At 67.7% G+C, this 25,329-nt stretch carries 20 protein-coding genes; 12 read left to right on the forward strand and 8 right to left on the reverse strand.

All coding sequences use genetic code 11. The features are described from left to right. The first annotated feature begins 33 nt into the window (after nt 1–33). Nucleotides 34–1,182, forward strand: a complete 1,149-nt coding sequence (pilU, locus tag ACI766_RS01990; protein ID WP_003100959.1) for a type IV pilus ATPase PilU — start codon at nt 34–36, stop codon at nt 1,180–1,182. Between the two features lie 7 nt (nt 1,183–1,189). Here the strand turns inward: pilU and czcD are convergent, their stop codons facing one another. Next, entirely contained in the window at nt 1,190–2,089 is a 900-nt protein-coding gene (gene czcD, locus ACI766_RS01995; RefSeq protein WP_003100957.1) for a CDF family zinc transporter CzcD, read from the reverse strand. Nucleotides 2,090–2,242: 153 nt separating this feature from the next. Between czcD and ACI766_RS02000 the strand changes: the two genes are divergently transcribed. The 3 genes from ACI766_RS02000 (at nt 2,243) to ACI766_RS02010 (ending at nt 5,444) form a co-directional block, all read left to right on the forward strand. Then, nucleotides 2,243–2,647 (forward strand): NINE protein, encoded by a 405-nt coding sequence (locus ACI766_RS02000; RefSeq protein WP_003084560.1) that lies wholly within the window; start codon nt 2,243–2,245, stop codon nt 2,645–2,647. A 242-nt stretch (nt 2,648–2,889) separates the two neighbouring features. Further along, on the forward strand, nt 2,890–4,263 hold the full coding sequence (locus tag ACI766_RS02005) for a pyridoxal-phosphate dependent enzyme (protein ID WP_015502220.1): 1,374 nt from the start codon (nt 2,890–2,892) through the stop codon (nt 4,261–4,263). Continuing rightward, on the forward strand, nt 4,260–5,444 hold the full coding sequence (locus tag ACI766_RS02010; protein WP_023086800.1) for a cystathionine gamma-synthase: 1,185 nt from the start codon (nt 4,260–4,262) through the stop codon (nt 5,442–5,444). The genes ACI766_RS02005 and ACI766_RS02010 overlap by 4 nt, the downstream gene beginning before the upstream one ends. Nucleotides 5,445–5,670: 226 nt before the next feature. On the opposite strand, the gene ACI766_RS02015 is transcribed toward ACI766_RS02010, so the two are convergent. The 7 genes from ACI766_RS02015 to gshB all read right to left on the reverse strand — a co-directional run bounded on the left by ACI766_RS02015 (nt 5,671) and on the right by gshB (nt 11,636). After that, the gene (locus tag ACI766_RS02015) at nt 5,671–6,942 is read right to left on the reverse strand and encodes a dihydroorotase (protein ID WP_003118805.1); all 1,272 of its coding nucleotides are present in this window, start codon (nt 6,940–6,942) and stop codon (nt 5,671–5,673) included. Further along, the gene (locus ACI766_RS02020) at nt 6,939–7,943 is read right to left on the reverse strand and encodes an aspartate carbamoyltransferase catalytic subunit (RefSeq protein ID WP_017148568.1); all 1,005 of its coding nucleotides are present in this window, start codon (nt 7,941–7,943) and stop codon (nt 6,939–6,941) included. Before ACI766_RS02020 ends, ACI766_RS02015 begins: the two co-directional genes overlap by 4 nt. A gap of 23 nt (nt 7,944–7,966) precedes the next feature. Continuing rightward, nucleotides 7,967–8,479 (reverse strand): bifunctional pyr operon transcriptional regulator/uracil phosphoribosyltransferase PyrR, encoded by a 513-nt coding sequence (gene pyrR / locus ACI766_RS02025; RefSeq protein WP_003084574.1) that lies wholly within the window; start codon nt 8,477–8,479, stop codon nt 7,967–7,969. A gap of 111 nt (nt 8,480–8,590) precedes the next feature. Next, on the reverse strand, nt 8,591–9,025 hold the full coding sequence (gene ruvX / locus ACI766_RS02030) for a Holliday junction resolvase RuvX (protein WP_003084575.1): 435 nt from the start codon (nt 9,023–9,025) through the stop codon (nt 8,591–8,593). Next, nucleotides 9,025–9,594, reverse strand: coding sequence for a YqgE/AlgH family protein (locus tag ACI766_RS02035; RefSeq protein ID WP_003100947.1), 570 nt, complete (start codon nt 9,592–9,594; stop codon nt 9,025–9,027). Before ACI766_RS02035 ends, ruvX begins: the two co-directional genes overlap by 1 nt. Before the next feature lie 48 nt (nt 9,595–9,642). After that, on the reverse strand, nt 9,643–10,536 hold the full coding sequence (locus ACI766_RS02040) for an energy transducer TonB (protein WP_003162015.1): 894 nt from the start codon (nt 10,534–10,536) through the stop codon (nt 9,643–9,645). 146 nt (nt 10,537–10,682) lie between these two features. Next, on the reverse strand, nt 10,683–11,636 hold the full coding sequence (gshB, locus tag ACI766_RS02045; protein WP_003100943.1) for a glutathione synthase: 954 nt from the start codon (nt 11,634–11,636) through the stop codon (nt 10,683–10,685). A gap of 254 nt (nt 11,637–11,890) precedes the next feature. Here gshB and pilG point away from each other — a divergent pair, with 254 nt between their 5' ends. The 8 genes from pilG (at nt 11,891) to ACI766_RS02085 (ending at nt 25,323) form a co-directional block, all read left to right on the forward strand. Beyond that, entirely contained in the window at nt 11,891–12,298 is a 408-nt protein-coding gene (pilG, locus tag ACI766_RS02050; RefSeq protein ID WP_003084583.1) for a twitching motility response regulator PilG, read from the forward strand. A gap of 46 nt (nt 12,299–12,344) precedes the next feature. Beyond that, a complete protein-coding gene (gene pilH, locus ACI766_RS02055; protein WP_003084587.1) occupies nt 12,345–12,710 on the forward strand; it encodes a twitching motility response regulator PilH in 366 nt (121 codons plus the stop codon). Nucleotides 12,711–12,760: 50 nt separating this feature from the next. Beyond that, nucleotides 12,761–13,297, forward strand: coding sequence for a chemotaxis protein CheW (locus ACI766_RS02060; protein ID WP_003084590.1), 537 nt, complete (start codon nt 12,761–12,763; stop codon nt 13,295–13,297). An 84-nt stretch (nt 13,298–13,381) separates the two neighbouring features. Continuing rightward, on the forward strand, nt 13,382–15,430 hold the full coding sequence (gene pilJ, locus ACI766_RS02065; protein WP_003100940.1) for a chemotaxis chemoreceptor PilJ: 2,049 nt from the start codon (nt 13,382–13,384) through the stop codon (nt 15,428–15,430). A gap of 60 nt (nt 15,431–15,490) precedes the next feature. After that, nucleotides 15,491–16,366: a type 4 fimbrial methyltransferase PilK gene (pilK, locus tag ACI766_RS02070; RefSeq protein ID WP_023086908.1), complete on the forward strand. Its 876-nt coding sequence runs from the start codon at nt 15,491–15,493 to the stop codon at nt 16,364–16,366. A gap of 11 nt (nt 16,367–16,377) precedes the next feature. Continuing rightward, complete coding sequence (gene chpA / locus ACI766_RS02075) at nt 16,378–23,796, forward strand: chemotaxis signal transduction system protein ChpA (RefSeq protein ID WP_023086909.1); 7,419 nt, start codon at nt 16,378–16,380, stop codon at nt 23,794–23,796. Next, entirely contained in the window at nt 23,789–24,820 is a 1,032-nt protein-coding gene (locus tag ACI766_RS02080) for a chemotaxis protein CheB (protein ID WP_003106117.1), read from the forward strand. Before chpA ends, ACI766_RS02080 begins: the two co-directional genes overlap by 8 nt. Beyond that, nucleotides 24,817–25,323: a chemotaxis protein CheW gene (locus ACI766_RS02085; RefSeq protein ID WP_003106119.1), complete on the forward strand. Its 507-nt coding sequence runs from the start codon at nt 24,817–24,819 to the stop codon at nt 25,321–25,323. Before ACI766_RS02080 ends, ACI766_RS02085 begins: the two co-directional genes overlap by 4 nt. Nucleotides 25,324–25,329: the final 6 nt, after the last annotated feature.

The following is a 25,329-nucleotide window of genomic DNA, read 5'->3' on the forward strand; positions in this document are numbered from 1 at the left end:
GTCGCGGCGCGCCCCTGAGTGAGCGAGAACATCATGGAATTCGAAAAGCTGCTGCGCCTGATGGTGGAAAAGGGCGGCTCCGACCTGTTCATCACCGCCGGCGTACCGCCGTCGATGAAGGTCAACGGCCGGGTGATGCCGGTGACCAAGACGCCGCTGTCGCCGGAGCAGACCCGCGAGACCGTGCTAGGCGTGATGAACGAGCAGCAGCGCCGCGATTTCGCCGAGAACCATGAGTGCAACTTCGCCATCAGCGCCCGCGGCATCGGCCGCTTCCGGGTCAGTGCCTTCTACCAGCGCAACCTGGTGGGCATGGTATTGCGCCGGATCGAGACCAACATCCCGACCCTGGAAGAGCTGAAGCTCCCGGAAATCCTCAAGAAGCTGGCGCTGACCAAGCGCGGCCTGGTGATCTTCGTCGGCGCCACCGGCACCGGCAAGTCCACCTCGCTGGCGGCGATGATCGGCTACCGCAACAAGAACTCCACCGGGCACATCATCTCCATCGAGGACCCGATCGAGTACATCCACCAGCACCAGGGCTGCATCGTCACCCAGCGCGAGGTGGGGCTGGACACCGACTCCTTCGAGGTGGCGCTGAAGAACACCCTGCGCCAGGCGCCGGACGTGATCATGATCGGCGAGGTGCGCTCGCGGGAGACCATGGACCACGCCGTGGCCTTCGCCGAGACCGGCCACCTGTGCCTGGCGACCCTGCACGCGAACAACGCCAACCAGGCGCTGGAGCGGATCATCCACTTCTTCCCGGCCGACCGTCATGGCCAGGTGTGGATGGACCTGTCGCTGAACCTCAAGGCCATCGTCGCCCAGCAACTGGTGCCGACCCCCGACGGCAAGGGGCGGCGGGCGGTGATCGAGGTGCTGCTGAACACCCCGCTGGCCGCCGACCTGATCCGCAAGGGCGAGGTGCACGAGCTGAAGCCGCTGATGAAGCGCTCCACCGAGCAGGGCATGCAGACCTTCGACCAGGCGCTGTACCAGCTCTACACCCAGGGCGAGATCACCTACGAGGACGCCCTGGCCCACGCCGACTCGGCCAACGACCTGCGTCTGATGATCAAGCTCGGTTCGGAAAGCGACGCCGACCACCTGTCGAGCCTGACCCAGGGCCTGAGCCTGGAAATCACCGACGACGACCCTGCCGGCCGGCGCTTCCGCTGAACCGTCTTCAGTAGGCCAGCGGCTCCTCGGCCTGGGCGCAGGCCGAGGTTTCCAGTTGCAGGGTGCTGTGTTCGATCTCGTAGCGGTCGTGCAGCAGCGCCTTCACCGTTCCCAGCAGCGCCTCGGCATCGACCAGGGCCGGGTCGTACACCAGATGGCTGGTCAGGCTGATCTTGCCGCTGGTGATCGACCACACATGCAGGTCGTGCAGCCCGGTCACGCCGGGAATCCCCAGCAGCGCTTCGCGCAGCTCGGCCAACTGGATTTCCTTCGGCACCCCTTCGAGCAACACATGCAGGCTCTCGCGCAGCAGGATCCAGGTGCGCGGCAGGACCCAGAAACCGATCAGCACCGCCACCAGCGAGTCGACCCAGGCCCAGCCGGTGAAACGGATCACGATCGCGGCGACGATCACCCCCAGCGAGCCGAGCATGTCGCTCCAGACCTCCAGGTAGGCGCCCTTGACGTTCAGGCTGTTGCCCTGGGCCGGCGCCAGCAGGCGCATGCTGGCCAGGTTCACCAGCAGGCCGAGCACGGCGATCACCAGCATGCCCACGGACTGGATCTCCGCCGGCTGGTTGAGCCGCTCGTAGGCCGCGTAGAGGATATAGAAGGCCACGCCGAACAGGAGGAAGGCGTTGAACGCCGCGGCGAGGATCTCGAAGCGGTGGTAGCCGTAGGTCAGGCGATCGTTGGTCGGGCGCCTGGCGATGTTGATCGCGGCCAGGGCGATGGCCAGGGCCACGGCGTCGGTGAGCATGTGCGCGGCATCGGAGATCAGTGCCAGGCTGCCGGTGAGGATGCCGCCGACGACCTCGGCGACGAGGAAGCTTCCGGTCAGCAGCAACGCCCATTTCAGGCGGGTCGAGTTGGTCTGGGCGAAGCTGTGCTCGTGTCCGGCGCTCATGGCGGCTCCTGTGGGGCGGTGGCGGCAGCACCAGCCTACAGGATAGGCAATTGCAAAACTGTCATGCACCGGGCCGCTCTGGCGCGGCGTCCGCCGCTCCGCTAACCTGCGGCTCAAGCGCGGCCGCAGCCGCGCACGGAACGAGGGGGACGCATGACTCAACAGCACGACACCCATAGCAAGGCCATCGGCTACCTGCTGTGGATCTTCGGTTTCACCGGTTCGCACCGCTTCTATTACGGCAAGCCGATCACCGGGACGATCTGGTTCTTCACCTTCGGCCTGTTCTTCATCGGCTGGATCATCGACCTGTTCCTCATCCCGTCGATGGACCGCGAGGCCGACCGGCGCTTCCAGGGCGGCAACCTGGACTACAACGTGGCCTGGATCCTGCTGACCTTCCTCGGCGTGCTCGGCGTGCACAGGATGTACATGGGCAAGTGGATCACCGGGATCATCTACCTGTTCACCGGCGGCCTGTTCTTCCTCGGCGTGCTCTACGACTTCTGGACCCTCAACGGACAGGTGTCCGAGCGCAACGGGCCGCAGCGCATCTGAGGCTCGTCGCCAGGTGCGAGAAGCCCGCCATCCGGCGGGCTTTTTCATGGGTGGCGCCACGGTCGGCAGGGAATTCCTCCGGCGGGACTTAAGGAACCAAAGGTTCTAACGTTCTACCTGTAGGTTATTGGCGCCCGCGCGCGCCAGCCCCTATGGTCTGCAAGCCCCAGAACGGATAGGTGCAATGGCTCACGAGGCCGCGCACCGTATCGCTCCGTGCGGAAACACCGAAAGGAGAAAAGATGACTTCCGACTCACGTCCCGCCGTGCTCGACCTGATCGGCAACACCCCGCTGGTTCGCGTGACGCGCTTCGATACCGGCCCCTGCACCCTGTACCTCAAGCTCGAATCGCAGAACCCCGGCGGCTCCATTAAGGATCGCATCGGTGTCGCCATGATCGAGGCCGCCGAGCGTGACGGCCGCCTGCGGCCCGGTGGCACCATCGTCGAGGCCACCGCCGGCAACACCGGTCTCGGCCTGGCCCTGGTCGGTCGCGCCAAGGGCTACCGGGTGGTGCTGGTGGTGCCGGACAAGATGTCCACCGAGAAGGTCCTGCACCTGCGCGCCATGGGCGCCGAGGTGCACATCACCCGCTCGGACGTCGGCAAGGGCCATCCGGAGTACTACCAGGACGTTGCCGCGCGCCTGGCGCAGGACATTCCCGGCGCCTTCTTCGCCGACCAGTTCAACAACCCGGCCAACCCGCTGGCCCACGAGTGCGGCACCGGCCCGGAGCTCTGGGCGCAGACCGGCCACGATCTCGACGCCATCGTCGTCGGCGTCGGCTCCTCCGGTACCCTGACCGGCCTTACCCGGTTCTTCCAGAAGGTCCAGCCGGAGCTGGAGATGGTGCTCGCCGATCCCGAGGGCTCGATCATGGCCGAGTACTCCCGCTCCGGCACCCTGGGTACGCCGGGTTCCTGGGCGGTGGAGGGCATCGGCGAGGACTTCGTACCGGCCATCGCCGACCTCTCCAGCGTGCGCCATGCCTATTCCATCAGCGACGAGGAAAGCTTCGCCATGGCCCGCGAACTGTTGCGCGTCGAGGGCATTCCCGGCGGCTCCTCCACCGGCACCCTGCTGGCCGCGGCGCTGCGCTTCTGCCGCGAGCAGAAGGAGCCGAAGCGGGTGGTCAGCTTCGTCTGCGACACCGGCACCCGCTACCTGTCGAAGATCTACAACGACCAGTGGATGACCGACCAGGGCCTGCTGCAACGCAAGCACTACGGCGACCTGCGCGACATCATCGCGCGGCGCTTCGAGGAGGGCCGGGTGATCAGCGTCGGTCCGGACGACACCCTGCTCACCGCCTTCCAGCGCATGCGCCTGGCCGACGTTTCGCAATTGCCGGTGCTGGACGATGGAAAACTGGTCGGTGTGATCGACGAGTCGGATATCCTGCTCGGCGTCCACGCCGACGCGCCACGCTTCCGCGATGCGGTAAGCAGCGCGATGAACGCCGCGCCGGAAACCCTCGCGCCCGGCGCCAGCCTGGCCCAGTTGCAGGCGGTCCTGGACCGCGGCCTGGTGGCGATCGTTGCCGATGCCAGCGGCTTCCACGGCCTGATCACCCGTTTCGACCTGTTGAACCATTTGCGGAGAAAGCTCACATGAGCCAGCACGACCAGCATCCCGACGCCCCGGCCCAGGCCTTCGCGACCCGGGTCATCCACGCCGGGCAGGCCCCCGATCCCTCGACCGGCGCGATCATGCCGCCGATCTATGCCAACTCCACCTATATCCAGGAAAGCCCCGGGGTACACAAGGGGCTCGACTACGGCCGCTCGCACAACCCGACCCGCTGGGCCCTGGAGCGCTGCGTGGCCGACCTCGAGGGCGGCAACCAGGCCTTCGCCTTCGCCTCCGGCCTGGCGGCGATCTCCTCGGTGCTGGAGCTGCTCGACGCCGGTTCCCACATCGTTTCCGGCAATGACCTCTACGGCGGTACCTTCCGCCTGTTCGAGCGGGTCCGCCGGCGCAGCGCCGGGCATCGCTTCAGCTTCGTCGACCCGACCGACCTGCAGGCCTTCGAGGCCGCGCTGACCCCGGAAACCCGCATGGTCTGGGTGGAAACCCCGAGCAACCCGCTGCTGCGCCTCACCGACCTGCGCGCCATCGCCCAGCTCTGCCGCGCCCGCGGCATCATCAGCGTGGCCGACAACACCTTCGCCAGCCCCTACATCCAGCGCCCCCTGGAACTGGGCTTCGACGTGGTGGTGCACTCCACCACCAAGTACCTGAACGGCCATTCCGACGTGATCGGCGGCATCGCCATCGTCGGCGACAACCCGGACCTGCGCGAGCGCCTGGGCTTCCTGCAGAACTCGGTGGGCGCCATCTCCGGGCCGTTCGACGCCTTCCTCACCCTGCGTGGGGTGAAGACCCTGGCGCTGCGCATGGAGCGCCATTGCAGCAACGCCCTGGCCCTGGCCCAGTGGCTGGAGCGCCAGCCGCAGGTGGCGCGGGTCTACTACCCCGGCCTGGCTTCGCACCCGCAGCATGAGCTGGCGAAACGGCAGATGCGTGGCTTCGGCGGGATGATCTCCCTCGACCTGCGCTGCGACCTGGCCGGCGCCCGGCGCTTCCTGGAGAACGTGCGGATCTTCTCCCTGGCGGAGAGCCTGGGCGGGGTGGAAAGCCTGATCGAGCATCCGGCGATCATGACCCACGCCAGCATCCCGGCGGAAACCCGCGCCGACCTGGGCATCGGTGACTCGCTGATCCGCCTGTCGGTGGGCGTCGAGGCGCTGGAGGACCTGCAGGCCGACCTGGCGCAGGCACTGGCGAAGATCTGAGGCTCCGCAGGGAGCGGCGCCGACCGGCGCGGCTGCCGGCCATCGGGTGTTCCCGGCGAGCATGCCTCGGCGGATAACGCTCCGCGTTATTCGCCCTGCCGTTGAGGCGGGTTGGTGGCAGAGGTTGGGATAGGGCGCCCACCCCGGCAACGGATACGCCCCCGGAATCGCGAACGCGAAGATGAAAAAGCCCGCCGGATGGCGGGCTTTTTCGTGGTGGCAGGGATCAACCCTCGTGGGTCAGGTGTCCGTCCACCAGGGTGTAACGCACTCGTCCCGGCAGGCAGTGACCGACGAACGGGCTGTTCTGCCCCTTCGAGTACCAGCTCTCACCGGCCAGGGTCGAACCCTGCGGGTCGAACAGCACCAGGTCGGCGGCCTGGCCGACCGCCAGGCGCCCGGCAGGCAGGCGTAGTGCCTGGGCCGGGCCGTGGGAGAGGCGGGCGAGCAGGGTCGGCAGGTCGAGCAGGCCGTCCTGCACCAGCGTCATCGCCAGCGGCAGCAGCAACTCGGCGCCGCTGATGCCCGGCTCGGTGGCGGCGAACGGCGCGTTCTTGGCGTCCGCCTCGTGGGGTTGGTGGTGGCTGGCGATGGCTTGTACCACGCCGCTCTTTACCGCCTCGCGCAGGGTTTCGCGGTCGGCCCTGGTGCGCAGCGGCGGTTGCACGTGGTAGAGGCTGGAGAAGCCCACCAGCGCTTCGTCGGTGAGGATCAACTGGTACAGCGCCACGTCGCAGGTCACCGGCAGGCCACGGGCCTGGGCCTGGGCGACGAGTTCGATGCCGCGGGCGCTGGTCAACTGGCTGAAGTGCGCGCGCACGCCGCTCTGTTCCACCAGCAGCAGGTTGCGGGCCAGGGCCACGGTCTCGGCGGTCTCCGGGATCCCCGCGAGGCCGAGGAAGCTGGCGGTCGGGCCTTCGTGGGCGAGGCCGCCTTCGGCGAGATCGGTGTCCTGCGAGGTGAAGATCACCGTCAGGTCGAAGGTCGCCGCGTACTCCAGGGCGCGCCGCAGGATGCGGTTGCTGGCGAAGCCATGCAGGCCATTGGTGAAGGCCACGCAACCGGTGTCGCGCAGGGCCACCAGTTCCGACAGTTGCTCGCCGCCGAAGCCGCGGGTCAGCGCGCCGATGGGGTAGACCTTGGCGTTGCCGGCCTCGCGGGCGCGGTCGAGGATCAGCTCGGCCACCGCCGGGGTGTCCAGCACCGGCCGGGTGTAGGGCGGGCAGCACAGGCTGGTGGTGCCGCCGGCCGCGGCGGCGCGGGTCTCGCTTTCGACGTTGCCCTTGCGTCCATAGCCCGGCTCGCGCAGGGCGACGCTCAGATCGACCAGTCCCGGCGCGGCCACCAGGCCGGCGCCGTCGAGGGTCTTCTGGGCGCTGAAGCCGGCCGGCGCGGCGCCGATGGCGACGATCTTGCCAGCCTCGATGTGGAGGTCGCCGACCTGGTCCAGGCCACTGGCCGGGTCGATGACACGGGCGCCTCGGATACTGATGGTCATTCGGCGTCCTCCTGTTCCAGCTGGCGTTGGGTGTTCTGGCCGCTCATGGCCATGGACAGCACCGCCATGCGGATGGCGATGCCGTAGGTGACCTGGTTGAGGATCACCGACTGGGCCCCGTCGGCCACCGCCGACTCGATCTCCACGCCACGGTTGATCGGGCCAGGGTGCATGACGATGGCATCCGGCTTGGCCAGCTTCAGGCGCTTCTCGGTCAGGCCGTAGAGCTTGAAGAACTCGCCCTCGCTGGGTAGCAGGCCACCCTGCATGCGCTCGCGTTGCAGGCGCAGCATGATCACCACGTCGACGTTCTTCAGGCCTTCGTCGGCGTTGGTGAACACGCGCACGCCGTACTGCTCTTCCAGGCCGATCGGCAAGAGGGTGCGCGGGGCGATCACGCGGATGTCCGGGCAACCCAGGGTCTTGAGCGCCAGCATGTTCGAACGGGCTACTCGCGAATGCAGGATATCGCCGACGATCGCCACCGATAGCTGCTCGAAGTTCCCTTTGTGTCGGCGGATGGTCAGCATGTCGAGCATCCCCTGGGTGGGGTGCGCGTGGCGGCCGTCGCCGCCGTTGATCACCGCCACGTTGGGGCTGACGTGCTCGGCGATGAAGTGCGCCGCGCCCGAGTCGCTGTGGCGCACCACGAACATGTCGGCGGCCATCGCCTCCAGGTTGCGCAGGGTGTCGGTGAGCGTCTCGCCCTTGCTGGTGGAAGAAGTGGATACGTTCAGGCTGATCACGTCGGCCGACAGCCGCTGGGCGGCCAGCTCGAAGGTGGTGCGGGTGCGCGTGGAGTTCTCGAAGAACACGTTGCAGACGGTCTTGCCGCGCAGCAGCGGGACCTTTTTCACCGCGCGGGCGCCGACCTCCAGGAAGGAATCGGCGGTATCGAGGATTTCGGTGAGCAGCTCGCGGGGCAATCCGTCGAGCGAGATGAAGTGGCGCAGCTGGCCCTGGTCGTTGAGCTGCAGCGGGCGCTTGGCGTCTGTCGGCATGGGGCAGGCCCTAGTGAAGAGGATCAGGAAGCGGAGGAAAGGACCTTGCGCTCGAGGGCGAGCGGTGCGGGACCGACCAATTTTACCCGTTCATCGCGACCCAGGGACAGGGTCTGGCCGACCACGTCGGGGCGGATAGGCAACTCCCGGGCGTTCAGGTCGAGCAGGCAGACCAGGGTCACGCTGGCCGGACGGCCGTAGTCGAACAGTTCGTTGAGTGCGGCGCGGATGGTACGGCCGCTCATCAGCACGTCGTCCACCAGCACCAGGTGCTGGCCGTCGATCTCGAACGGCAGCGCCGACGGGCGGACCTGTGGATGCAGGCCGTTCTGGGTGAAGTCGTCGCGGTAGAAGGAGACGTCGAGGGTGCCCAGCGGCTCTTGGTTGCCCAGTTCCCTCAGCAGCGCCTCGGCGACCCAGATGCCGCCGGTATGGATGCCGACGAAGCGCGGCCGCTCGATGCCGCGCTCGGCGAGATGGGCGCGCAGGTCGCTGGCCATGCGCGGCAGGAGTTCGGCGGGATTGGGTAGGCTCATGGTGGCTCCTCGCTGACATCGATGGGATGGCCGCCGGGAGAGCCCGCTGTAGGGAGGCGCCCGCGGTGGCGAAAGCATAATGGCAAACGGCGGCGTGCCGGCTGCCATGGGTCAATCCGGGTGTTCGGCCAGCCAGCCTTCCAGCAGCAGGGCGGCGGCCAGGGCGTCCACCGGTCGCTCGCGGTAGCCGTCGCGCTGGCCCTGGGCCAGGCGCTCGCCCTTGGCGGCGTAGGTCGTGAGGCGTTCGTCGTGGGTAAAGACCGGCAGGTTGAAACGGCCGTTGAGGCGGCGGCCGAACTTTTCCGCGCGCTCGCTCATCTCGCTTGGGCTGCCGTCCATGTTCAGCGGCAGGCCGACGACGATGGCGTCCGGCTGCCATTCCTTGATCAGCGCTTCCACCCGGTTCCAGTCCGGCACGCCGTTCTGCGCCTTCAATACGCACAGCTCGCGGGCCTGGCCGGTCACCGCCTGGCCGACGGCGACGCCGATCTGCCGGGTGCCGTAGTCGAAGCCCAGCAGCAGGCGCAGCGGCTTGTCGCTGGCCATCAGGCGTGACCGGCCTGGGCGGTGAGCAGGCTGAGGTTGACGCCCAGGCGCGCGGCGGCGGCGCTGAGGCGCTCCTCGGGCGGCAGGTCGAAGAGGATCGCCGGGTCCGCCGGGCAGGTCAGCCAGGCGTTGTCGCTCAGTTCGGCCTCCAGCTGGCCGGCTTCCCAGCCGGCATAGCCAAGGCTGATCAGGCTCTTTTCCGGGCCGGTGCCGGCGGCGATGGCGAACAGCACGTCCTGCGAGGTGGACATCGCCAGCTCGCCCAGTTCCAGGGTCGACTGGTAGCTCAGGCCGCTGGGGTGGAGGACGAAGCCACGGTCGGTCTGCACCGGGCCGCCGTTGTAGATGTCGATGTGCTGGCAGCGCGCCGGCGGCAGGGCGTCCGGCTTGAGCTGTTCGAGGACTTCCGCCAGGTTGAGGCCGCTGGGACGGTTGATCACCAGGCCCATGGCGCCTTGCTCGTTGTGTTCGACCAGGTAGGTCACGGTCTGGGCGAAATTGGGGTCGGCCATGTGCGGCATGGCGATCAGGAAATGATGCTTGAGGTAGGTTGGGCTGCTCTGTTTCATGGCCGCTAGTGTCCTGCTTCGGACGCGAGAAAGCCAGCCTTGCCGGCGCTACTTGCTGGACAGCCGGTCGCCGCGTTCGAAGCGCCAGGTACGGATGATCTCCAGCCGGTCGATGTCGGCCAGGTCGCCGCTGAACGGCGCATAGGGCGCGGCCAGGCGGACGATGCGCTGGGCGGCCTGGTCGAGGATCGGCTCGCCGGAAGACTCCAGCACCTGCACCTCGTAGATGGTGCCGTCGCGGTTGATCGACACCAGCAGCCGCAGGCTGCCGTAGAGCTTCTGCCGGCGGGCCTCGTCGGGGTAGTTGAGGTTGCCGATGCGTTCGATCTTCTTGCGCCAGTCTTCCTTGTACCAGGCGCCCTTGTCGCGCATGGTCGAGGCGGCGCTCAGGCGGTGGATGCGCGGGCGCTTGGCGTAGGCCTGCTGCTCCTTGGCCAGGTCGGCCTCGAGGCTGGCGATTTCCGCCGACAGCTGGGTTGAGTCGAAATGCGGCGCCGGCTTGGCGACCTGCTCGGCCTTCTGTGCCTGGGTCTTGCTCGGTGCCTTCTGCTGGCGCTGGCGGGTGGTGGTCACCGCGGCCTTGGGCGCCTCTTCGCTCCTGGCCTGCTTCGGCGTAGCCGGCGGCGCGACTTTCTTCACCTGGTTGTCCTGGAACGGCGCGACCTCGGTGGTCTTCGGCGCGGCCTTGTGCTCCAGGGTTCCGCTGCCCTGCTGGTTCATCTGCGCGAGGTAGTCGGCCTTCTCCGGCGCCTTGTCGCTCTTGAAGGTGGCCAGGGTGATTTCCAGGGTCTTGCTGATCTGGCTCGGCGCGGGCATGGAGAAGCCCACCCCGAGGATGAGGGCGACGTGCAGGATGGCTGCGATGAACAGGGTGAAGCCCAAACGGTCCGCCGGGCGGACGCCGGCAGCGGCGGAGGGGGACTTGAGGACGGCGGCGTTCATTGCGGATCGTGGTGGCTGGCGTGGGGCGAAGTCTGCCGATGGGGGGCGGAAAAGTCTATGACGCACTCCGCGCCTTGGACACGCGGTCGCTCGCCGTGGCGCATCGGGCGGGCCGAGGCGGGCGGACCGAGGCCCGCCCGCGCGATTCAGCGGGCAGCCAGCTGGGCGGCGATGGCGTCCATCAGCTTGTCGCCGATGCGGGTGTCGAAGGCCTGGTCGATCTCGCGGATGCAGGTCGGGCTGGTGACGTTGATTTCCGTCAGATAATCGCCGATCACGTCGAGGCCGACGAACAGCAGGCCGCGCTCGCGCAGGTGCGGGCCGACCTCGGCGGCGATCCAGCGGTCGCGCTCGCTCAGCGGCTGGGCCACGCCGCGGCCGCCGGCGGCGAGGTTGCCGCGAGTCTCGCCCTGGGCGGGGATGCGCGCCAGGCAGTAGGGCACCGGTTCGCCGTCGATCATCAGGATGCGCTTGTCGCCGTCCTTGATTTCCGGCAGATAGCGCTGTGCCATGATCTGCTGGCTGCCATGCTGGGTGAGGGTCTCGAGGATCACCGAGAGGTTCGGGTCGCCTTCGCGGTGACGAAATATCGACGAACCGCCCATTCCGTCCAGGGGTTTGAGAATGATGTCACGATGCTCGGCGGCAAACTCGCGCAGAATATCGGATCGCCGGCTGACCATCGTCGGCGGAGTGCACTGGGTGAACTGCGTGGCGAAGAACTTCTCGTTGCAGTCGCGCAGGCTCTGCGGCCGGTTCACCACCAGGGCGCCGGCACGCTCGGCCTGTTCCAGCAGGTAGGTCGAATAGACGAATTCGTTATCGAAGGGCGGGTCCTTGCGCATCAGGATCACGTCCAGTTCGTGCAGCGGTTGGTCGCTTTCCGCTTCCAGTTCGAACCAGCGGGAGGCATCGTTGAAGACCTTCAGCGGGCGCATGCGTCCACGCGCGACGCCGGCCTTCTGGTAGAGGTCCTGCTGTTCCATGTAGAACAGCGACCAGCCGCGGGCCTGGGCAGCCAGCAGCATGGCGAGCGAGCTGTCCTTCTTGAAGTTGATGCGCGCGATGGGGTCCATGACGATCCCGAGGCGTACGCTCATGGGAATTCCTCCGAAAGGGGGTGGGTTGTCCGGTCGCGGCGGGGAGGCCGCGTGGCAAGCGGGTTTGACGCTCAGGTTGGCGCCCCGTTTGCGCTTGGTCAAGGAAAAAGCCGGCCTGTTCCGGGCATTATGGATAGAGTTGCGTCGAGTGTGCTAAAAAGGCCCGCGATTGGGTCGCAGCCCGTCGGTGACAGGGCGTTAGCGCACTGAAGAAAACACAGAAGAATGATTCACCGAGTCGATATAGGGCGAACATGGAACAGCAATCCGACGGTTTGAAAGTGATGGTGATCGACGATTCGAAAACGATTCGTCGCACCGCCGAAACACTGCTGAAAAAGGTCGGTTGCGACGTGATCACGGCAATCGACGGCTTCGATGCCCTGGCGAAGATCGCCGATACCCATCCGAACATCATTTTCGTCGACATCATGATGCCGCGCCTGGATGGCTATCAGACCTGCGCCCTGATCAAGAACAACAGCGCGTTCAAGTCCACCCCGGTGATCATGCTGTCCTCCAAGGACGGCCTGTTCGACAAGGCCAAGGGGCGCATCGTCGGCTCCGACCAGTACCTCACCAAGCCGTTCAGCAAGGAAGAGCTGCTGGGCGCGATCAAGGCACACGTACCCAGCTTCACCCCGGTGGACGCCGTTTCCTGATATCCGGCCGCATGGCCGTTGATGCTTATTTCGTGATGGGGATCCCATGGCTCGTATTTTGATTGTTGATGACTCTCCGACCGAGATGTACAAGCTGACCGCCATGCTGGAAAAGCATGGTCACCAGGTACTCAAGGCCGAGAACGGCGGCGACGGCGTCGCCCTGGCCCGCCAGGAAAAGCCCGACGTGGTCCTGATGGACATCGTCATGCCCGGCCTCAACGGCTTCCAGGCGACCCGTCAATTGACCAAGGACGCCGAGACCAGCGCCATCCCGGTGATCATCGTCACCACCAAGGACCAGGAGACCGACAAGGTCTGGGGCAAGCGCCAGGGCGCTCGCGACTACCTGACCAAGCCGGTGGACGAAGAGACCCTGCTGAAAACCATCAATGCGGTGCTGGCGGGCTGAGCCCGTCGCAGCGCATCGCTCACCCTGACCCCGGAAAGACCAGGCCCCGCATGTCGGACGTTCAGACCCCCTTCCAGCTCCTCGTCGACATCGATCAGCGCTGCCGACGCCTGGCCGCCGGCCTGCCGGCCCAGCAGGAGGCGGTGCAGAGCTGGAGCGGGATCGGCTTCCGCATGGGCGGGCGGTTCTTCGTCGCCCCCATGGGGGAGGTCGGCGAAGTCCTGCACGAACCGCGCTACACCCAGCTGCCGGGCGTGAAGACCTGGGTCAAGGGGGTGGCCAACGTACGTGGCCGCCTGCTGCCGATCATGGACCTCTGCGGTTTCCTCGGCACCGAACTGTCGCCCTTGCGCAAGCAGCGGCGGGTACTGGTGGTGGAGCACCTGGACGTGTTCGCCGGCCTCATCGTCGATGAGGTGTTCGGCATGCAGCACTTCCCGGTGGACACCTTCAGCGAACAGCTGCCGCCACTAGAAGCGGCACTGCAACCCTTCATTCATGGCGTCTTCCATCGAGAGCAGCCGTGGCTGGTGTTCAGCCCGCATGCGCTGGCGCAACACCAGGGCTTCCTCGACGTCGCCGTATAAACAGCTTCACCGGTTGGGCCGGTCTGCCGGCCCGTGTCGTGACATGGAAATCGTAATCGTGGTCGGTCCGGGCGGGGGCCAAATATGAAGAAAATCAACGCAGGCAATCTTTTCGCGGGCATGCGCAGCAGCTCGGTGATCGCGGGGCTGTTCATCGTCCTCATCGTCTCGATCGTGTTGCTGTTCGCCAACTTTGCCTACCTCAACACCCAGTCGAACCATGACAAGCAGTACATCGGCCATGCCGGCGAACTGCGCGTCCTGTCGCAGCGGATCGCGAAGAACGCCACCGAAGCGGCGGCGGGCAAGGGCGAGGCGTTCAAGCTCCTGAAGGATGCGCGCAACGACTTCGAGAAACGCTGGAACATCCTGGTCAACGGCGACGAGAGCACATCCCTGCCGCCCAGCCCCGAAGCGGTGAAGCCGCAGATGGACGTGGTGCAGCAGGACTGGGATGGCCTGCGCAAGAACGCCGACTCCATCCTCGCCAGCGAACAGACCGTACTGTCCCTGCACCAGGTGGCCTCGACCCTCGCCGAAACCATCCCGCAGCTGCAGGTGGAATACGAAGAGGTGGTCGACATCCTGCTGGAGAACGGTGCCCCGGCCGACCAGGTCGCGGTCGCCCAGCGCCAGTCGCTGCTCGCCGAACGTATCCTCGGCTCGGTGAACAAGGTGCTGGCCGGCGACGAGAACTCGGTGCAGGCCGCCGACAGCTTCGGCCGCGACGCCAGCCTGTTCGGCCGCGTACTGAAGGGCATGCAGGAAGGCAACGCGGCGATGAGCATCTCCAAGGTGACCAACGCCGAGGCGGTGGATCGCCTGAACGAGATCGCCGAACTCTTCGAGTTCGTCTCCGGTTCGGTGGACGAGATCCTCGAGACCTCGCCCGACCTGTTCCAGGTCCGGGAAGCGGCGAATAACATCTTCAGCGTTTCGCAGACCCTGCTGGACAAGGCCTCGCAACTGGCCGACGGCTTCGAGAACCTGGCCGGCGGGCGCAGCATCAACCTGTTCGCCGGTTACGCCCTCGGCGCCCTGGCCCTGGCCTCGATCATCCTGATCGGCCTGGTGATGGTGCGCGAGACCAACCGCCGGCTGGCCGAGACCGCCGAGAAGAACGACCGCAACCAGGCCGCGATCCTGCGTCTGCTCGACGAGATCGCCGACCTCGCGGACGGCGACCTGACCGTGGCCGCGACCGTGACCGAGGACTTCACCGGCGCCATCGCCGACTCGATCAACTACTCCATCGACCAGCTCCGCGAACTGGTGGAGACCATCAACCAGACCGCCGTGCAGGTGGCCGCAGCGGCCCAGGAGACCCAGTCCACCGCGATGCACCTGGCCGAAGCCTCCGAGCACCAGGCGCAGGAAATCGCCGGCGCCTCGGCGGCGATCAACGAAATGGCGGTGTCGATCGACCAGGTATCGGCGAACGCCTCGGAATCCTCGGCGGTAGCGGAACGTTCGGTAGCCATTGCCAACAAGGGCAACGAGGTGGTGCACAACACCATCACCGGCATGGACAACATCCGCGAGCAGATCCAGGACACCTCGAAGCGAATCAAGCGCCTCGGCGAATCGTCCCAGGAGATCGGCGACATCGTCAGCCTGATCAACGACATCGCCGACCAGACCAACATCCTCGCCCTGAACGCCGCGATCCAGGCGTCGATGGCCGGGGACGCGGGCCGCGGCTTCGCCGTGGTAGCGGACGAGGTACAGCGACTGGCGGAACGTTCCTCGGCGGCGACCAAGCAGATCGAGGCGCTGGTGAAGACCATCCAGACCGACACCAACGAAGCGGTGATCTCGATGGAGCAGACCACCTCCGAGGTGGTCCGCGGCGCGCGCCTGGCCCAGGACGCCGGTGTGGCCCTGGAGGAGATCGAGAAGGTATCCAAGACCCTCGCGGCGCTGATCCAGAACATCTCCAACGCCGCCCGTCAGCAGGCATCGTCGGCCGGCCACATTTCCAACACCATGAACGTCATTCAGGAGATCACCTCGCAGACCTCCGCCGGTACCACCGCCACCGCACGGAGCATCGGCAACCTGGCGAAGATGGCGAGCGAGATGCGCAACTCGGTATCCGGCTTCAAACTGCCGGAGGGCGTGGAGCAGGCCTGAGCATAGGCGCGGCGGCCGCCTGGCGGGCGCCGCGTCGACACCTTGGACGAGGGGCACGGCATGCAGGCGAACGGCGTCTGGTCACTGCAGCCGCTGGCCGATATGTCGGCAGCGGAGTTCCGCGACTGGCAGGTCCTGTTGGAGAACCGCACCGGCGTGGTGCTCAACGAGCAACGCCGGACGTTCCTGCAGGCCAGCCTGACCGCGCGCATGCGTGAACTGGGCATCGGCGACTACCACAGCTACTACCGCCAGGTGACCGACGGTCCGCGTGGCGCAGTGGAGTGGGCGACCCTGCTGGACCGCCTGACCGTCCAGGAAACCCGTTTCTTCCGTCATCCCCCGTCTTTCGAGCTGCTCGAGCGCTACCTGGGCGAGCGCCTGCGCCGCGAAGGCATGCCGCGGCCCTGGGCCCTGTGGAGCGTCGGCTGCTCCAGCGGCGAGGAACCCTACTCGCTGGCGATGTGCGCCGCGCAGATGTTGCGCGGGCAGGAACGGGAAGATTTTTTCGGCGTCACCGGAACGGATATCAGCCTTCACGCCCTGCAGCGGGCGCGGCAGGCGAACTATCCGGCCCGCAAGCTGGAGCAACTGGAGGCCGGGCTGGTCGAACGCTATTGCGAACGCCAGGCCGACGGCAGCTTCAGCGTGAAAACGATACTGACCGAGCGCGTCTGCTGCGCCCGGCTGAATGTGCTGGACCTGGCGAAGGCGCCCTGGTCCGGCATGGACGTGATTTTTTGTCAGAACCTGCTGATCTACTTCCGTCGCTGGCGACGGCGCGAGATCCTCAACCGGTTGGCCGAACGGCTGGCGCCGGGAGGCTTGCTGGTGATCGGGGTCGGCGAAGTGGTCGACTGGAGCCATCCGGAGCTCGAGCCGGTCGCCGACGAGCGGGTCCTGGCCTTTACCCGTAAGGGGTACTCAGGCACATGAATGGAGTGGCTATGGGTGACCGGCACGACTACGTCGCTCTGGAGTGGGTGAAAGGCGAGATCGCCGAAACCCTGAAACAGGCGCGCCAGGCGCTGGAAGCGTTCGTCGAGAACCCGCAGGACCCGACCCGCATGCGGTTCTGCCTGACCTACGTGCACCAGGTGCAGGGCACCCTGCAGATGGTCGAGTTCTACGGCGCGGCCCTGCTCGCCGAGGAAATGGAGCAGTTGGTCCAGGCCTTGCTGGACGGTCGCGTGCCGAACCAGGGCGAGGCCCTGGAAGTGCTGATGCAGGCGATCCTGCAACTGCCGGTCTACCTCGACCGGATCCAGACCGCCCGGCGCGACCTGCCGATGGTGGTCCTGCCGCTGCTCAACGACCTGCGCGCCGCGCGCGGCGAGAAGCTGCTCTCGGAAACCAGCCTGTTCGCGCCCGACCTGTCGCAGCGCCAGCCGCAACTGGACGGCGAGGCCATCGCGCAACTGCGCACCGACGAACTCGGCGGCTTGCTGCGCAAGCTGCGCCAGACCCAGCAGATGGCCCTGGTCGGCCTGCTGCGCAACCAGGACGTGGCCACCAGCCTCGGCTACCTGGCGCGTGTCTATGCGCGCCTGGAGGGCCTGTGCCGCGAGGCACCGCTGGGGCCGCTGTGGAGCATCGCTTCCGGCCTGGTCGAGGGCCTGGCCAACGGTAGCGTGGTCAACAGCGCCTCGGTGCGCACCCTGTTGCGCCAGCTCGACCGCGAACTCAAGCGCCTGGTCGAGCAGGGCGCCGACGGCCTGAACCAGGCCGCGCCGGACGAGCTGGTGAAGAACCTGCTGTTCTACGTGGCCAAGGCGCCTTCGCAGTCGCCGCGGATCCGCGCTCTGAAGGAACAGTACCGCCTCGACGAGGCGCTGCCCGACCACGAGACGGTGGACGCCGAGCGCGCCCGCCTCGCCGGACCCGACCGCGACGCGATGCGTTCGGTGGTCGGTGCCTTGTGCGAGGAACTGGTGCGGATCAAGGACAGCCTCGACCTGTTCGTGCGCAGCGACCGTGGCCACCCCTCGGAACTGGACGCCCTCCTGGCGCCGCTCAAGCAGATCGCCGATACCCTGGCGGTACTCGGCTTCGGCCAACCGCGCAAGGTCATCCTCGACCAGTTGGACGTCATCCACGCCCTGGCCCAGGGCCGCCGCGAGCCGAGCGACGCGATCCTGATGGACGTCGCCGGCGCGTTGCTCTACGTCGAGGCCACCCTGGCCGGCATGGCCGGTCCCGGCGACGAGCGCAACAGCGAGGAAAGCCGTCTGCCCACCACCGATGTGGCGCAGATCCACCAGTTGGTGATCAAGGAAGCGCGCAACGGTCTGGAGCAGGCCAAGGACGCGATCATCGAGTTCATCGCCTCGCAGTGGAACCACGAGCACCTGGCCCGCGTGCCGGAGCTGCTGACCCAGGTCCGCGGCGGCCTGGCGATGATCCCGCTGGAGCGCGCCGCGACCCTGCTGGAAACCTGCAACCGCTATATCCAGGAACAGCTGCTGGCGCGCAAGGCGGTGCCGGACTGGCAGAGCCTGGATACCCTGGCCGATGCCATCACCAGCGTCGAGTATTACCTGGAGCGCCTGAGCGAGGACCATGCCAGCCAGAGCGACCTGATCCTCGACGTCGCCGAGGACAGCCTGGCGAACCTCGGCTATACGCTGAAACCGAATTCGTCGGCCCCGGCCGAGCCTGGCCTGTCCGGGCCCGCTGCCATCGAGTCCCCGGCTGCCGAGCCGGAGAGGCCGGAGGCGGTCGTCGAGGTCGCCGAGACAGCGGAGCAACCGCCCGCCGACACGGCTCCTGCCGAGGCCGCGAGGGAAGATGCCCCGCAGCTGGCCAGCGACGACAACTGGACCCTTGGCGAAGTCGCGCCCGACGCCGGCGAGCCGTCCCTCGACCTGGCCCTGGACCTGCCGCTGGACGATTCCGCCGAAGTGCCGCCGGCGTTGCCGGAGGTGGTCGAGGAGAGCGGCCAGCCGCAGTCGACCTCGGCGCCTGCCCGCAGCCTGGACGATTTCAGCCTCGACGAGATCGATCTCTCCGGCCTCGACCTGCCCGCCGATGCGGCCCCGGCCTCCGGGCCGGCGGCCCTGGCGGACTGGTCGCTGCCGGAGCAGTGGGGGCTCGGCGATGACCTGGCGCAGCCGGCGCAGGCCGGCGAGACGTTGGATCTGAGCCTGGAGGAGCCGGCGCTGTCCTTCGACGCGCCGCTGGAAAGCCTCGAGCCGTTGCCGGCGCTGGAGCCTTTCGACGGCTCCGCTGAACAGGAGCTGGTTCTCGATGCGCTCGATCCGCTGCCGCTGGATGTAGCCTTGCCGGAGGCGGAGGGCGAGGTGTCCGCCTGGGAGGGCTCGAGCCTGGAGGAACTGGATCTTTCCGACCTCGATCTCCCCGAGGTGCAATTGCCCGAGGCTGAGGCCGAGGCGCCGCCTGCCGCCGAGGCGCTCGCCAGCGAAGAGCCGGCCCTGTCTCTGGCCGAGGTGATGGCTGCGCCGGTGCAGCCGATCAATCCGCCGGCGCAGAACGTTCCGGTCAGCCTGCTGCCACCGCCGGCCGACGAGGAACCGGTGGACGAGGAACTGCGCGAGGTCTTCATCGAGGAGGCCGGCGAGGTCCTGGAGACCATCGGCCGCTACCTGCCGGCCTGGAAAGCCGACCACGACGACCGCGAAGCGCTGACCGAGGTACGCCGTGCCTTCCATACCCTCAAGGGTAGCGGGCGGATGGTCCGTGCCCTGGTGATCGGCGAACTGGCCTGGTCGATAGAGAACCTGTTCAACCGCGTGCTCGATCGCAGCATCGCCGCCAGCGAGCCGGTTCAGCGAGTGGTGGACCAGGTCGTGGCCCTGTTGCCTGAGCTGGTCGAGGAGTTCGCCGCCAATGCCCAGCGCCAGCGCGACGATGTCGACCTGCTGGCGGCCACCGCGCATGCCCTGGCCAAGGGCGAGCCGCTGCCGGAACCGCCGGCGCCGGACGACGGCGGAGTACCGCCGGAAGCCGGGGCGGAGCAGCCGTCGAGCCTGGACAACGGCGTCCAGGCGCCGCCATTGGCCGACGCGCCGCAGGCCGCTGCCGAGGCGCAGAGCGACGTCGAACTGCTCGATCCGCAACTGCTGGAGATCTTCACCAACGAGGCGGAAACCCATCTCGAGGCCCTGGTCGGCTTCCTCGCCGACTGCGCCCGCGAACTGCCGCAGCCGGTCACCGATGCCTTGCAGCGTGCCCTGCATACCCTCAAGGGCAGCGCACACATGGCCGGCATCCTGCCGATCGCGGAGATCGCCACGCCGCTGGAAAAACTGGTCAAGGAATACAAGTCCAACCTGCTCGCCTTCGACCTGCGCGAAGCGGAGTTGCTGCACGACGCCGAGCAACTGTTCCGTATCGGCCTGGAGCAGGTCGGCGCGCAACGGCCATTGAACCCGATCCCCGGCAGCGACGCGTTGCTGGAGCGTATCGAGGCACTGCATCAGGAACGCATCGCCTCGCTCGAGGCCGAGCGCTACAGCGATGCCGGCGAGCGCCGCGATCCGTTGCTGATCGAGGCGTTCCTCGTCGAAGGCATGGACATCCTGCTGGACGCCGAGGACCTGCTCGAGCGCTGGCACGAGCATCCGCAGGAGCGCCAGGAACTGAGTGCGCTGCGCGAGGAGCTCAGCACTCTGGACCGGGGCGCCCGGCATGCCGAGCTGCCACAGGTGGAAGAACTCTGCCAGGCCTTGCTGGCGCTCTACGATGCCGTCGAGGAAGGCCGCCTGGCGGTCAGCCCGGCGTTCTTCGAGGAAGCCCGCCAGGCCCACGAGGCGCTGATCGGGATGATGGACCAGGTCGCCGCCGGCCTGCAGGTCACGCCGCGTCCGGAGCGGGTCGCGGCCCTGCAGGAGCTGTTGGAAGCGCCCGCCGCCGAGGCCGTTCCGTTCATCGACCCGGAGAGCCTCGGCGCCGACGATTTCCCCCCGGAAGACGAAGAACCGGCCCTCCCCGAGGCGGTCTTCGAAGAGGCCGGGACGCCTGCCGAGGAGACCGTACCGGCAGCGCCTGCACCGGCTCCCGGCCGCGAGCTGGACGAGGAAATGGTGTCGATCTTCCTCGAAGAGGCGGTGGACATCCTCGAAAGCGCCGGCCAGGCACTGGCCCAATGGCAGGCCGAGCCGGGCGCGCTGTCTTCGCTCAGCGCCCTGCAGCGCGACCTGCATACCCTCAAGGGCGGCGCACGGATGGCCGAGATCGCCGAGATCGGCGACCTGGCCCACGAGCTGGAGGCCCTCTACGAAGGACTGGTCGACCGCCGTTACCAGCACTCCCCGCAACTGGCCGGATTGCTGCAAGCCTGTCACGACCGCCTGGCCGAACAGCTCGACCAGTTGAGCGCCGGCCAGCCCCTGGCCGACCCGCACGACCTTATCCAGTCGATCCGCCGGTTCCGCCAGGGCCCGGTGGCCGAGGCCGCGACACCGGGCGAGGCGGAAAGCCCTGTCGAGGAACTCGTTGCACCTGCCGTCGAGGAGCCCGCCGCGCCTGCTGCGGAGGCGTTCGAAGAGCGCGATCCGGAACTGGTGGAGATCTTCCTTGAGGAAGGCTTCGATATCCTCGACAGCGCTGCCGCCGCGTTGCAGCGCTGGATGGACGACGTCGACAACACCATCGAACTGGAAGCCTTGCAGCGCGACCTGCATACCCTCAAGGGCGGTGCGCGGATGGCCGAGATCGGCGAGATCGGCGACCTCGCCCATGAGCTTGAATTCCTCTACGAAGGCCTCTGCGGTGGACGCCTGCGCGCCAGCCCGGCCTTGTTCGGCCTGCTGCAGCGCTGCCACGACGAGCTGGCCGAGATGCTCGAGGCGGTGCGTGGCCACCGCACGCTGCCCGACGGGCAGGCGCTGATCGCGGAGATCAGGCGCCTGCGCAGCGATCCCGACGAGCAACTGAGCGTACCCACCAGCGTCAGCCTCAAGCCGCTGGCGGCGAAGGGCGCGGCAGCCGACGAGAGCGAGATCCTCGACATCTTCCTTGAGGAAGCCGACGACCTGCTGGAGAACCTCGAACTGGCGCTCGGCCGCTGGGACGGCGGCAACGGCGACGCCCAGCCGCTGGACGACCTGCTGCGGATCCTGCACACCCTCAAGGGCGGTGCGCGCCTGGCCGGACAGACCGAGCTGGGCAACCTGGCCCACGACCTCGAGCAGTATCTCACCGATGCGCAGCAACAGGGCGCGCCGTGGCCGGACAGCCTGCTGCTGGATGCGCAGTCGGGGCTGGAAGGCCTGCAGCGGCAGGTCGACCTGTTGCGCGAGCGGCTGGCCGAGGACGACGAGGCCGGTGAGCGGCCCGAGCCCGCCCAGGCGCTGGTCCAGGCCGACGATACCGACCGCGCGGTGGCCTCCGCGCTGGCCGAGCTGACCCGCCTGGCCCCGGCGGCTGGCGCGATCATGGCGGCCGAGGCGGCGCCTCCGGCCGCCCCGGCCACCACCCTGCCGTTCGTGCGCAAGGCCCAGGAGGCGGCCCAGGAGGCCGCTTCCCGACGTGCCCCGCAGGAGCTGGTGAAGGTGCCGGCGGAACTGCTGGAGAACCTGGTCAACCTGGCGGGCGAGACCTCGATCTTCCGCGGCCGGGTCGAGCAGCAGGTGAGCGACGTCGGCTTCACCCTCGGCGAGATGGAGTCCACCATCGAGCGGGTGCGCGACCAGTTGCGCCGCCTCGACACCGAGACCCAGGCGCAGATCCTCTCGCGTCACCAGGCCGATGCCGAACGCGCCGGCTACGAAGAGTTCGACCCGCTGGAAATGGACCGCTATTCGCAGTTGCAGCAGCTCTCGCGCGCACTCTTCGAATCGGCCTCCGACCTTCTCGACCTGAAGGAAACCCTGGCGGCGAAGAACCGTGACGCGGAGACCCTGCTGCTGCAACAGGCGCGGGTCAACACCGAACTCCAGGAAGGCCTGATGCGCACCCGCATGGTGCCGTTCGATCGGCTGGTACCGCGTTTGCGGCGGATCGTCCGGCAGGTGGCCGGCGAGCTTGGCAAGCAGGTCGAATTCGTGGTCGGCAACGCCGACGGCGAGATGGATCGTACCGTCCTCGAACGCATCGTCGCGCCGCTGGAGCACATGCTGCGCAACGCCGTGGACCACGGCATCGAGTCCGGCGAGACGCGCCGCGCGGCGGGCAAGCCGGAGCACGGTACGATCCGCCTGAACATCGGCCGCGAGGGCGGCGACATCCTCCTCACCCTCTCCGACGACGGCGCCGGCATCCGCCTCGACGCGGTACGGCGCAAGGCCATCGAGCGTGGCCTGATGAGCGCCGACAGCGACCTCAGCGATCATGAAGTGCTGCAGTTCGTGCTCGAGTCCGGTTTCTCCACCGCCGAAAAGGTCACCCAGATCTCCGGGCGCGGCGTCGGCCTCGACGTGGCCAACTCCGAGGTCAAGCAGCTCGGCGGCTCGGTGAGCATCCAGACCGAGCCGGGCCAGGGCACCCGCTTCAACGTGCGGCTGCCGTTCACCGTGTCGGTGAACCGGGCGCTGATGGTGCTATCCGGCGAGGATCTCTACGCGGTGCCGCTGAACACCATCGAGGGCATCGTGCGGGTTTCGCCCTACGAACTGGAGGCGCTCTACGACCAGCGCGGCGAGGCGGGGCTGGATACGCCCAGCTTCGAATACGCCGGGCAGTCCTACGAACTGAAGTACCTCGGCGAGCTGCTGAACAACGGCCAGGAACCCAAGCTGGTCGGCCAGTCGCTGCCCTTGCCGGTGATCCTGGTGCGCTCCTCGGAGCATGCGGTGGCGGTGCAGGTCGACTCGCTGGCCGGTTCCCGCGAGATCGTGGTGAAGAGCCTCGGTCCGCAGTTCGCCGGGGTCGCCGGGATTTCCGGGGCGACCCTGCTCGGCGATGGCCGGGTGGTGGTGATCCTCGACCTGCTGGCGACCATCCGCTCCCGGCACGCGCTGCTCGGCCAGGAAAGCCGTCGCGAACGCCTGGCGCTGCGCCAGGAAATGGCGGCGAGCGAAAGCGAGCAGCAGCGGCCGCCGCTGGTCATGGTGGTGGACGACTCGGTCACCGTGCGCAAGGTCACCACCCGCCTGCTGGAGCGCAACGGCATGAACGTGTTGACCGCGAAGGACGGCGTGGACGCCATCGCCCAGCTCCAGGAGCACCGTCCGGACATCCTCCTGCTGGACATCGAGATGCCGCGCATGGACGGTTTCGAGGTCGCCACCCTGGTGCGTCACGACGAACGCCTGGGCAACCTGCCGATCATCATGATCACCTCGCGGACCGGCGAGAAACACCGCGAGCGCGCGCTGGGCATCGGCGTCAACCAGTACCTCGGCAAGCCTTACCAGGAAACCGAGCTGCTCGAAGCCATCCAGTCCCTGGTCGGCCAGCATGAGTGAGCGCGCCACGCCACGGGTCGCGGTGATCGCCGACACCTCGTTGCAGCGCCACGTGTTGCAACAGGCGCTGCTCGGCCATGGTTACGAGGTGGTGCTCAACGCCGACCCGGCCAGGGTCGACGACGCCGCGCTGGAGTGCGCGCCCGACCTGTGGCTGGTGGACCTGACCCAGCAGGACGACTCGCCGCTGCTGGACAGCCTGCTGGAGCAGGACCGTGCGCCGGTGCTGTTCGGCGAGGGCCACGCGCCGGAGCGGCATACCGAACATTACCCGCGCTGGGAACGGCGGCTGATCGGCAAGCTGAAGCGCTTGATCGGCGACCCCAGTGATGGCGTTGGCGACAGCCTCGGCGCATTGCTCGACGAGGAGCGTCCGCCGCGCCTGGAGATTCCCGGCGACCTCGCGGCGATGCCGCTGCAGGCCGGCGAAGCGGCCCGCGAGGTGTGGCTGCTGGCGGCCTCGCTCGGCGGCCCGGCGGCGGTGAAGGCATTTCTCGACGCCTTGCCCGGCGGCCTGCCGATCGGCTTCCTCTATGCCCAGCACATCGATGCCAGCTTCGAGCAGAACCTGCCGCAGGCAGTCGGCCGGCACAGCCAGTGGCATGTGAAGAACGTCCGCGACGGTGAAGCGCTGCGTTGCGGCGAGGTCATGGTGGTGCCGGTGCTGCACGAGCTCGGTTTCCACCACGACGGGCGACTGAAATGCAGCCAGCGTTCCTGGCCGGAACCCTACACCCCGTCCATCGACCAGATGATGCTCAACCTGGCCCAGCAGTTCGGCCCCGACTGCGGGGTGATCGTTTTCAGCGGCATGGGTAGCGACGGCAGCGCCGCTGCCGCCTACGTGCGGCGCCAGGGTGGCGAGGTATGGACCCAGCGCGCCGACAGTTGCGTCTGTTCGAGCATGCCGGACAGCTTGCGCGAAGCCGGTTACAGCAGTTTCAATGCCAGCCCCCGCGAACTGGCCGAGGCATTGGTCAAGCATCTGGCCGCACGCTGCGCGCCGACAGGAGTCGAAACATGAACCAGGCCGTGATCGAGCAGGATGGCATGAGCCGGAACACCCCAGCCAACCCGACCCCGGACAGCCTCACCGGGCTGCTCCTGCCGCTGAGCGACCGCACCCTGCTGTTGCCCAACGTCGCCGTGGCCGAACTGATCGCCTATCGCAACCCGCAGGTCGCCGCCGGCCTGCCGCAGTGGTACCTGGGCCAGGTGGCCTGGCGCGACCTGCGCCTGCCGCTGCTGTCCTTCGAGGCGGCCTCCAGCGGCGAACAGCAGCCGGTACTCGGCAGCAGCGCGCGGGTGGTGGTCATCAACGCCCTCGGCGGACGACCCCATGTGAAATTCCTCGCCCTGCTGGTGCAGGGCATTCCGCGCTCGGTGCGGCTGGACGCCAATCTCGCGAGCACCGCCGCGCCGCTGGCGGCGCTGGAACTGGCGGCGGTGGACATCGGCGGCGAAACCGCACGGATTCCGGACCTGGCCGGGCTCGAAGAGAAGCTCGCCGACGCCGGCCTGATCTGAGCCGTC

The organism is Pseudomonas sp. DL (assembly GCF_047199225.1).
In the GTDB taxonomy this organism is placed as follows: Bacteria; Pseudomonadota; Gammaproteobacteria; order Pseudomonadales; family Pseudomonadaceae; genus Pseudomonas; species Pseudomonas aeruginosa.